This window comes from Amycolatopsis sp. NPDC047767 (assembly GCF_040704195.1).
GTDB lineage: Bacteria > Actinomycetota > Actinomycetes > Mycobacteriales > Pseudonocardiaceae > Amycolatopsis.
Map to the genome: position 1 here is coordinate 71,984 of NZ_JBEYSJ010000041.1, position 8,765 is coordinate 80,748.

The 8,765-nt window shown below is 71.7% G+C and carries 6 protein-coding genes; all 6 read left to right on the top strand.

The genetic code is table 11. The features are described from left to right. Positions 1 to 5 precede the first annotated feature (5 nt). The gene (locus tag AB0878_RS42915) at positions 6 to 2,171 is read left to right on the top strand and encodes a DUF6049 family protein (protein ID WP_366587803.1); all 2,166 of its coding nucleotides are present in this window, start codon (positions 6 to 8) and stop codon (positions 2,169 to 2,171) included. A gap of 502 nt (positions 2,172 to 2,673) precedes the next feature. After that, the gene (gene murJ, locus AB0878_RS42920; protein WP_366587805.1) at positions 2,674 to 4,656 is read left to right on the top strand and encodes a murein biosynthesis integral membrane protein MurJ; all 1,983 of its coding nucleotides are present in this window, start codon (positions 2,674 to 2,676) and stop codon (positions 4,654 to 4,656) included. A gap of 82 nt (positions 4,657 to 4,738) precedes the next feature. Next, positions 4,739 to 6,337 carry a protein kinase family protein gene (locus AB0878_RS42925; RefSeq protein ID WP_366587807.1) on the top strand — a complete coding sequence of 533 codons (1,599 nt, stop codon included), beginning with the start codon at positions 4,739 to 4,741 and terminating at the stop codon, positions 6,335 to 6,337. 31 nt (positions 6,338 to 6,368) lie between these two features. Further along, complete coding sequence (gene sigM, locus AB0878_RS42930) at positions 6,369 to 7,031, top strand: RNA polymerase sigma factor SigM (RefSeq protein WP_220245388.1); 663 nt, start codon at positions 6,369 to 6,371, stop codon at positions 7,029 to 7,031. Further along, positions 7,028 to 7,831, top strand: a complete 804-nt coding sequence (locus tag AB0878_RS42935; RefSeq protein ID WP_366587809.1) for a hypothetical protein — start codon at positions 7,028 to 7,030, stop codon at positions 7,829 to 7,831. Before sigM ends, AB0878_RS42935 begins: the two co-directional genes overlap by 4 nt. 104 nt (positions 7,832 to 7,935) lie before the next feature. Then, on the top strand, positions 7,936 to 8,765 hold an 830-nt coding region (trxB, locus tag AB0878_RS42940), incomplete at its 3' end, for a thioredoxin-disulfide reductase (RefSeq protein ID WP_366587811.1).

Consider the following 8,765-nt stretch of genomic DNA (forward strand, 5'->3'; position numbering starts at 1 on the left):
CCCGAGTGAAGCGGCCCGCCGCCTTCTTCCTGTCACTGCTGGTCTTCGCAGCGGCCGCCCTCCTCGGCGCGCCCGCGCAGGCCCAGGACGCTGCCAGCCCCGAGCCCCCGCGCCTGCGGCTCGACCTCGACCAGCTCAACCCGCGCGTGATCACCACGTCCGCGAAGACGCTGACCGTGTCCGGCACCGTGACCAACATCGGCGACCGCCGCATCTCCCGCCCGCAGGTGCGGCTGCAGGTCGGCGAGCGCCTGAGCGGCGACCGCGAGCTGAAGGGCGTGCTGGCCGGCGACCCGATCCAGGACAGCCCGCTCACCGACTTCACCACGCTCACCGAGTCGCTGGAGCCGGGGCAGACCGCGAAACTCGACGTCAGCGTGCCGCTCGACAGCCTGCGCGGCGGACAGTTCGGCCGGCCCGGCGTGTACCCGATGCTGGTCAACGTCAACGGCACGCCGGAGTTCGGCGGCCCCGCGCGGCTCGCGGCCGTGAGCCTGCTCATGCCGGTGCTGTCCGCGCCCGGAAAGTCGACGCCGCCGCCGGGCAAGCACGCCGACGTCAGCGTGCTGTGGCCCATCACCGACAGCTCGCCGCACGTGCTGTCGTCGCCCTACGGCGGCCAGCTCACGCTCACCGACGACACCCTCGCGGCCGAGCTGAGCCCCAACGGCCGGCTCCACTCCCTCGTCGCGGCCGCCCGCGCGGCCCAGGCCGACCCGAACGTCGGCGACTCGATGTGCTTCGCCGTCGACCCCGACCTGCTTCGCACTGTCAACGCGATGACCAGCGGCTACGTCGTCGCCGGCGCGCCGGGCAAGGGCTCGCAGCTGGCGCAGGACTGGCTGGTGCAGCTGCGCGCGCTCGTCAACGGCCACTGCGTGATCGCCCTGCCCTTCGCCGACGCCGACCTCACCACGCTGGGCAAGGTCCGCTCCGCCACCGGCGCGCCCGACACCGGCCTGCTGAGCACGGCGCTCAGCGGCGAGGCGACGATCCGCGACCTCCTGCACACGCAGCCGCGCCAGGGCGTGCTCTGGCCCGACGGCACGCCCGACGACCAGGCGCTCACCGCGATGTCGGCGGCCGGCGTGCACACCGTGCTCACCGACAGCTCGAAACTGCAGGCCGACGCACCCGTCACCGAGCCCGTCTCGCTGCCCGGTGGCCTGCGCGCCCAGCCGATCAACAGCGTCATCGCGAGCGCCATGACGAGCTCCGTGCCCAACCCGCAGACCCCGACCACCGTCGGCGCCGCGACGCAGCCCGCGATCGCGAGCCAGAACGGCCTCGCCGCCCTCGCGTTCGAAGCCGGCCTCGGCCGCACCGGCATCGAGCCGGGTACGCGGCTGCTGGTCGCGCCGCCGCGGCGCTGGGACGTGCCGGTGGGCGAACTCACCGCGTTCCTCCAGCAGGTGGGCCAGCTCCTCGGCCCGGGCGGCGTCGCCGGCGGGGCGCCGCTGGCGGACCTGCTCGACCAGAACGCTTCGGGCACGGCTTCGTTCGCGGCCGGCACCCACGACCAGCCGCCGTCGGGCAGCAGCGACGTCGCCGACGCGCTCACGGACCTCGATGGCCAGGCCGCCGGCCTGCTCTCGGCCATGCGGATGGACACCACGCACCGCGTGCCGCCCGAGGACATCATCGCGCCGGTGCGCAACGCCCTCGTCCGCGGCGCGGCCACGGCCTACCGCACGCCGTCGGGCAGCACGGCCGGCGCGAACGCCGACGCCGAGCTCGCCGCGATCCGCGACCAGGTGACCGTTGAGCAACCGAAGCAGACGATCGCGCTCGCGTCCGGTTCGTCACCACTGCCCGTGTTCGTGAGCAACGGCCTCCCGGTGGGCATCACCGCGCAGATCGCGTTGAAGAACGAGGTCGGCATCCGCCCCGAGCAGGTGCAGAACTGGTTCATCCCGGCCAAGGGCGGCCAGAACGAGCTGCTGCAGATCGAGGCTCTGCGCGCCGGCCGCCTCAGCGTCGATGTGTCCTTGACCACCCCGCAGGGCACGCAGCTCGGCAGCACGGCGCGCTTCGAGCTGACCTCGACGGAGTACGGCCCGATCACGATCATCATCACCGTCGTCGCTGGTTGCGCCCTGCTCCTCCTGGCGTCGCGGCGGATCTACCGGCGGGTCAAGGAAGGCCGGGCCGCCAGGACCGAATCGCGCTGAGTCCTCGGGGGACCGGGTATCGGAGGCCGTTCCCGATTACCCTGGGTCGACCGCTGCCACAATGGCAGGGACCCTGGCACCGAGGATTGGGCGCGCGTTGGACAGAGAGCCGGGCTTACCACCCGAGCGTGCGAGTCGTCCTCGGCGCGACGGCGCGCCTCCTCGTCGCGGCGAACGCACCGAGCAGCCACGCCGCGCCGCGCGCGAGGGCCGGCGCCAGCCGCCGCCCCAGGGCCAGGCGCCCTCCGAACGCCGGCAACAGCCGCCGGCGAACGGCCGGACGCGCCACCTGCCGGTGCCCGCCGAAGAGCGCCGCCCGGCGCCCGAGGAGCGCGCGGACCGGCCGAAGCGCCGCGTACCCCCGCCGCAGCAAGGGCAGCCGCGTCAGGCGTCCCGCGCCCAGGCGACTCCGCCGCCCCCCACGCGACGGCAACCCCTACCGCCCCCGCCGTCGGGGCGGCAGCCGCTTCCGCAGCCGTCCGGACCACCTCCGTCGGGGCCGATGCCTGCCGGACCGGTGCCGTCCGGACCACTGCCGCAGCCCTCGGGTCCGCCTTCCGGGCCTCAACCGTTGCCGCCCGCGCCGGCTGCTGGTCCCGTCTCCGGACCTCAGCCGCTGCCCCCGGCCCCCGCGCCGCACCGCGGCCGCGGTCCACGTCCGGGCGCGCCGATCCGGCCGTGGCAGGAAGAGGCGCTGCGCGACCCCGAGGCCACCCGCTTCATCCCGCGCACCGCCGGCGTCCCCATGGCGGCTTCGCGCTGGCCCGTGGCCGACCCCGACTCGATGCGCCCGTACGACGCGCTGGCCACCCAGGTCATGCCGCGGATCGGCGACGCGCCACTGGTCCGGCCCACCGAGCCGGGCTCGACCGGCGAGCAGCCGGCCACCCCGGCGAAAGCGCCGTCGATCGCGAAGGCCAGCGGCCGGATGGCGATCGCGTCGCTGATCTCCCGCATCACCGGCTTCCTGTGGAAGCTGCTGCTGGCGGCGGCGATCGGCACGGGCATCGCCAACGACTCGTTCAACGTCGCCAACACGATGCCGAACATCATCTTCGAGCTGCTCATCGGCGGTGTGCTCACGAGTGTCGTGGTGCCGCTTCTGGTGCGCTCGCAAGACGATCCGGACCACGGCGCGGCCTACGCGCAGCGGCTGCTGACCGTGGGGCTGACCCTGCTGCTGGTGGGCACGCTCATCGCGGTGATCGCCGCGCCGGCCTTCACGTCGCTGTACGTCGATTCCTCAGGTCAGGCCAGCTCCGGCCTGACCACGGCGTTCGCCTATCTGCTGCTGCCCGAAATCTTCTTCTACGGCGTGTTCGCGCTGCTGTCGGCGATGCTCAACGCGAAGCAGATCTTCGGTCCGACCGCGTGGGCGCCGGTGATCAACAACCTGGTGGTCATCTTCACGATCCTGGTCGTGTGGGTGATGCCCGGCTCGATCGACACGGACCACCCGTCGATCACCGACCCGAAGGTGCTCACCCTGGGCCTCGGCGTGACCGGCGGCATCGTCGCGCAGGCGATCATCCTCGTCCCGCCGCTGCTGCGCTCGGGCTTCCGGCCGAAGTGGCGCTGGGGCATCGACAAGCGGATGAAGGAGTTCGGCGGGCTCGCGCTGTGGGTCATCGGGTACGTCGGCGTGAGCCAGGTCGGCTACACGATCACCACCCGCGTGCTCACCAACGGAGCGCCCGGCGGTGTCACGGCCTACACGAACGCGTGGTTGCTGTTCCAGCTTCCCTACGGCGTCATCGGCGTCTCGCTGCTCACCGCGATCATGCCGCGCATGAGCCGCGCGGCCGCCGACGGCGACAGCAAGAAGCTGATCAGCGACCTGTCGTACGCATCGCGCATCTCCACGGTCACGCTGCTGCCGATCTCGGCGGTGATGACGATCGTCGGCTCGTCCATCGGCGTCGCGCTGTTCACCTTCGGCAAGGGCTCGCTGGACGGTGCCACCCGGCTCGGCGAGGCGCTGGCGGTCTCGTCGTTCGCGCTGCTGCCGTACGCGCTGGTCATGCTCCAGATGCGCGTGTTCTACGCGATGAAGGACGCGCGCACGCCGACCTTGATCATGATCGTGATGACGCTGGTCAAGGTGCCGCTGCTGTACCTGTGCCCCGTCGTCCTGTCGCCCGAGAACGTGGTGCTGGGCGTGATGATGGTCAACGCGCTCACCTACGTGGTCGGCGCGGTGCTCGGCCAGGTCTGGCTGTGGGTCACGCTCGGCAACCTGCGCAGCAAGCGCATCATCGGGGTGATCCTCTTCACCGTCGTGGCGTGCGTGCTCGGCGTGGCCGCCGCGTACGTCGCGGGACTGATCGTGCCCGACTCTCTCGGGCCGACTTTGCAGGCGTGGATCAAGCTCTTCCTGCAGGGGATCGTGGGCATCGGCGTCTCGTTCGGCGTGCTCATGGCCCTGAAGGTGGAGGAGCTGAGGCCGGCCACGTCCAGGATCACCCGATTGATCAAGCGCGGGTAACGATTGATTCACGACTGACGACGCTTCCTCCAGACCTGATCCGGGTACCCTCGGTGCGGGAGCGCGACGCGGGAGAGAAGCGGTGGACACGAGACGGAGCGAACAGGCAGGGGAGGCCAACCGTGCGGGCATCCGTGCCCAGGGCGGTTCGCTGGCCCCGGGGCGGGTCGTCGGCGACGGCCGGTACCGCCTGCTCGCGCAGTTCGGGGTGGACGAACGAGCCGCCGCGCACCTGTGGCGGGCACGCGATGGGCAGCTCAAGCGCGATGTCGCGCTGACGCTGCTGGTCGGTGATCCGGCGGATCCGGAGGCCGCGAGGCTGGCCCGGCGAACGCTGGAGCGCGCGGCGCACGCGTCGAAGTTCGGCCACGGCGGGGTCGCACGGGTGCTCGACGTGCTCAGCCTCGGCAGTGGCGTGACCTCGAACGAGGGACTTCTCGGCGTCGTCGTCGCGGAGTGGACCAAGGGCAGCGACCTGGTGGACCTGGTCGCGCAGCGGCCCGTCGCCCCGGCCGCGGCCGCGCGCATGGTGCAGGCGCTCGCCGAAGCGGTGGAGCACGCGCACCAGAACGGCCTCGTCCTCGGTCTGGACCACCCCCAGCGGCTGCGCCTGACCCCCAACGGCGCGTTGAAGCTGGCGTTCCCCGGCCCCTTGCCGGACGCGACGCTGCGCGACGACGTGAAGGCCCTCGGCGCTGTCCTTTACCTCCTGCTCACCGGACGCTGGGCGCTGCCGGGCGGGCCGCCCGCGATCCCCGCGGCGCCGCTGACCCCGCAGGGCCACGTCGTGCCGCCGCGGACGCTGGTCCCGGCCGTGCCGGCCGAGCTGTCGTCGCTGGCCGTGCGCACGATCGAGGACGGCGGCAACGGCGGTATCCGCACGAGCTCGGCCATCCTGCGCGTGCTCGACCAGGCCGCCGAAGCCGAGGAACGCACGCAGCTGATCAAGGCCGTCGGCGACAACGCGACGAGCGAGGCCGACGGCACGATCTGGACCACGAAGAAGCCGGTCAAGGACGTCGCGCGGCGGCGGAAGCTGGCGTTCGGCGTGACCGTGCTGGTGGTCGCCACCGTGCTGATCCTGGCGTGGGGCGGGTTGATGCTGATCAACCTCTTCCAGGGCGACTCCAAGGCGAGCGGCCCGACGATCAACGTCGCGGCCACCCCCACGGCGACCGCGCCGCCGCCCGCGAACTCGGCGGCGCCCCCGCCGTCGTCGCCGGCCGCGCCGAAGCTCGGCCAGCCCGTGGAGCCGAAGGCGGCCACGATCTACAACCCCAAGGGCTCGGGCGACAACTCCGGCCGGGTGAAGAACACGATCGACGGCGACCCGGGCACGGTCTGGCGCACCGACCAGTACCAGCAGCAGCTGCCCGCGCTGAAGCCCGGCGTCGGGTTCGTGGTGCAGTTCGACGACCCGGTGAAGCTCGCGCAGGTCAAGATCGCGGCCGACAGCCCCGGCACGAAGATCGAGATCCGCTCGGCCGACAGCAAGAACCCGAAGCTGGACGACACCAAGGTGGTCGGCACCGGTGACCTCAACGGCACCGACACGACGATCAACCTCCCGACACCGACGGAGAGCCAGTACTTCGTCGTGTGGATCACCCAGCTGGGCGACGACAGCGAGGGCGGCTTCATCAGCGAGATCGGAGACGTGAGCTTCCTGCCTGCGGGGTGATCGACATCTCCCACTCAGTAGGCTCTGCCGGGTGACGGCTGCAGCTCCCACGGACGCGGACCTCATAGCGGCGCACGCCGCCGGGGACCCGCATGCGTTCAGCGAACTCGTCCGGCGGCACCGCGATCGTTTGTGGGCCGTGGCCCTGCGGACGCTGCGTGATCCGGAGGAAGCCGCGGACGCGTTGCAGGAGGCGTTTATCTCGGCCTTCCGCGCGGCGGGCAACTTCCGCGCCGAGTCGCAGGTGACCACGTGGCTGCACCGCATCGTCGTCAACGCGTGCCTCGACCGCATCCGTCGCAAACAGGCACGTCCCACCGTTCCACTGCCCGAGGCCGGCTTCAACGAGCCGGCCTCGCCGCGCGACTCGATGTCCGAGAAGGAGACGAGCCTGCTCGTACGCGAGGCGCTGGAGCAGCTGCCGGAGGAGCAGCGCGCGCCGATCCTGCTCGTCGACGTCGAGGGTTACTCCGTGGCCGAGACGGCGAAGATGCTCGGCATCGCGGAGGGCACGGTCAAGAGCCGCTGCGCGCGGGGAAGGGGCAAACTCGCGAAGGTTCTGGGGCACCTGCGGAACCCGGATGCGAATGCGAACGTCCCAACTCACGAAAGCAAACGCAGGAGCGCCACTTCGGACGGGTCCCGGAGTGCCGGGCGAGCCGACCGCTCGCCGGGGAACGGGGAGGCACGATGACGGACGAGAGTCGGGGGGTCGGCGGGACCGTCGGTCCGCCTTGGTCTGTCGACGTGCTGGCCGACCTCCACGCCGGCGTGCTGGACGAACACGAGGCGGCGCAGCTGTGGCCGCGCGTCCAGGCGGACCCGGAAGCGCGTGCGATCATCGAAGCCCTTGAAGCGACCACGGCCGACCTGGCCGCACTGGCGGACGAGCCGGCGCCGCCGATGCCGGCCGAGTTCGCCGCGCGGATCGACCAGGCGCTGGCCGCGGAGGCCGCGTCCCGGCAGGCCGCCCCCTTTCCGGCAGCCGGGTCGGCACCGGTTCCGGCATCGCCGCAGCCCGGCGTGGCGCCCGTGGTGGACCTCGCGGCAGCACGGCGGCGGCGGAACAAGCGGCTCGGCTGGGGCGCGGGGATTCTGACCGCGGCCGCCGCGGCGATCGTCGCGATCGCCGTGACGGTGCCCGGCCCGTCGACCGACAGCGGTACCACGGGGGTGGCGGCGCCGGCTCCGGCAGGACCGTCGGTGGGCGGCGACGGCAGCGGGGCGGAAGCGCTGCTGGGCGGGGCCATGGGCGTCCGCGATTTCGGTCCGCTCCAAGACGAGCAGCGCCTCGACGCGTGCGTCAGCGCGGCCGGGCTGGACCCGAACGTGCGTCCGGAAGGCATCCGGCCGGTGACCGTCGACGGCAAGCCCGGCGTGCTGGTCATCTACACGACGGGTCAGCTCGCGCAGTTCCGCCTGGTGGCCTTCGGAGCCGACTGCGGCCCGGGTCACGCCGACAAGCTGTTCGACAAGGTCGTCGGCAAGAAATAACCGCTGGTCGGGACGGGCGAGTAGCGGCCGTCACCGTCGGGAACACCGCCACCTACCATCGTGTTGACACCAGTGCACAGGTCACTACGAGCGGAGGTTCACGGGTGGCTGCCGAGGAAATCAGGAACCTGATCATCGTCGGGTCGGGTCCCGCCGGTTACACGGCCGCGGTGTACGCGGCTCGCGCGCAGCTCGAACCGTTGGTGTTCGAGGGCACGCAGTTCGGTGGTGCGCTGATGACGACCACGGAGGTCGAGAACTTCCCCGGCTTCCGCGACGGCATCCAGGGCCCGGACCTGATGGAAGAGATGCGCAAGCAGGCCGAGCGTTTCGGCGCTGAGCTGCGGGCGGAGGACGTCGAGTCGCTGGAGCTGGCGGGCGACGTGAAGTACGTGGTCGCGAACGGCGTTCGGTATGCCGCGCGCGCGGTCATCCTGGCGATGGGCGCTGCGGCGCGCTACCTGAACGTGCCCGGTGAGCAGGACCTGCTCGGCCGTGGTGTGTCGGCCTGTGCGACGTGTGACGGTTTCTTCTTCCGTGACCACGACATTGCCGTGGCCGGTGGTGGTGACTCGGCGATGGAGGAGGCGACCTTCCTGACGAAGTTCGCCAAGTCGGTCACGATCGTGCACCGGCGTGACGAGTTCCGCGCGTCCAAGATCATGCTGGAGCGGGCCCGGGCGAACGACAAGATCAAGTGGCAGCTGAACTCGCAGATCACCGGGGTGGAGGGCGAGGGCACCGTCAAGGGCCTGAAGGTCACCGACACCAAGACCGGCGCCGAGAAGACGCTGGATGTCACCGGTTTCTTCGTCGCGATCGGGCACGACCCGCGCAGCGCTCTGGTGCGCGGCCAGGTCGACCTGGACGAGGAGGGTTACGTGGTGACGCAGGGGCGCACGTCCTACACGAACGTGCCCGGTGTGTTCGCGGC

Bases quoted from the DNA above. Each gene is read 5' to 3' on its own strand.
- murJ (WP_366587805.1), top strand. From the start codon at position 2,674: ATGCCTGCCGGACCGGTGCCGTCCGGACCACTGCCGCAGCCCTCGGGT.
- AB0878_RS42935 (WP_366587809.1), top strand. From the start codon at position 7,028: ATGACGGACGAGAGTCGGGGGGTCGGCGGGACCGTCGGTCCGCCTTGG.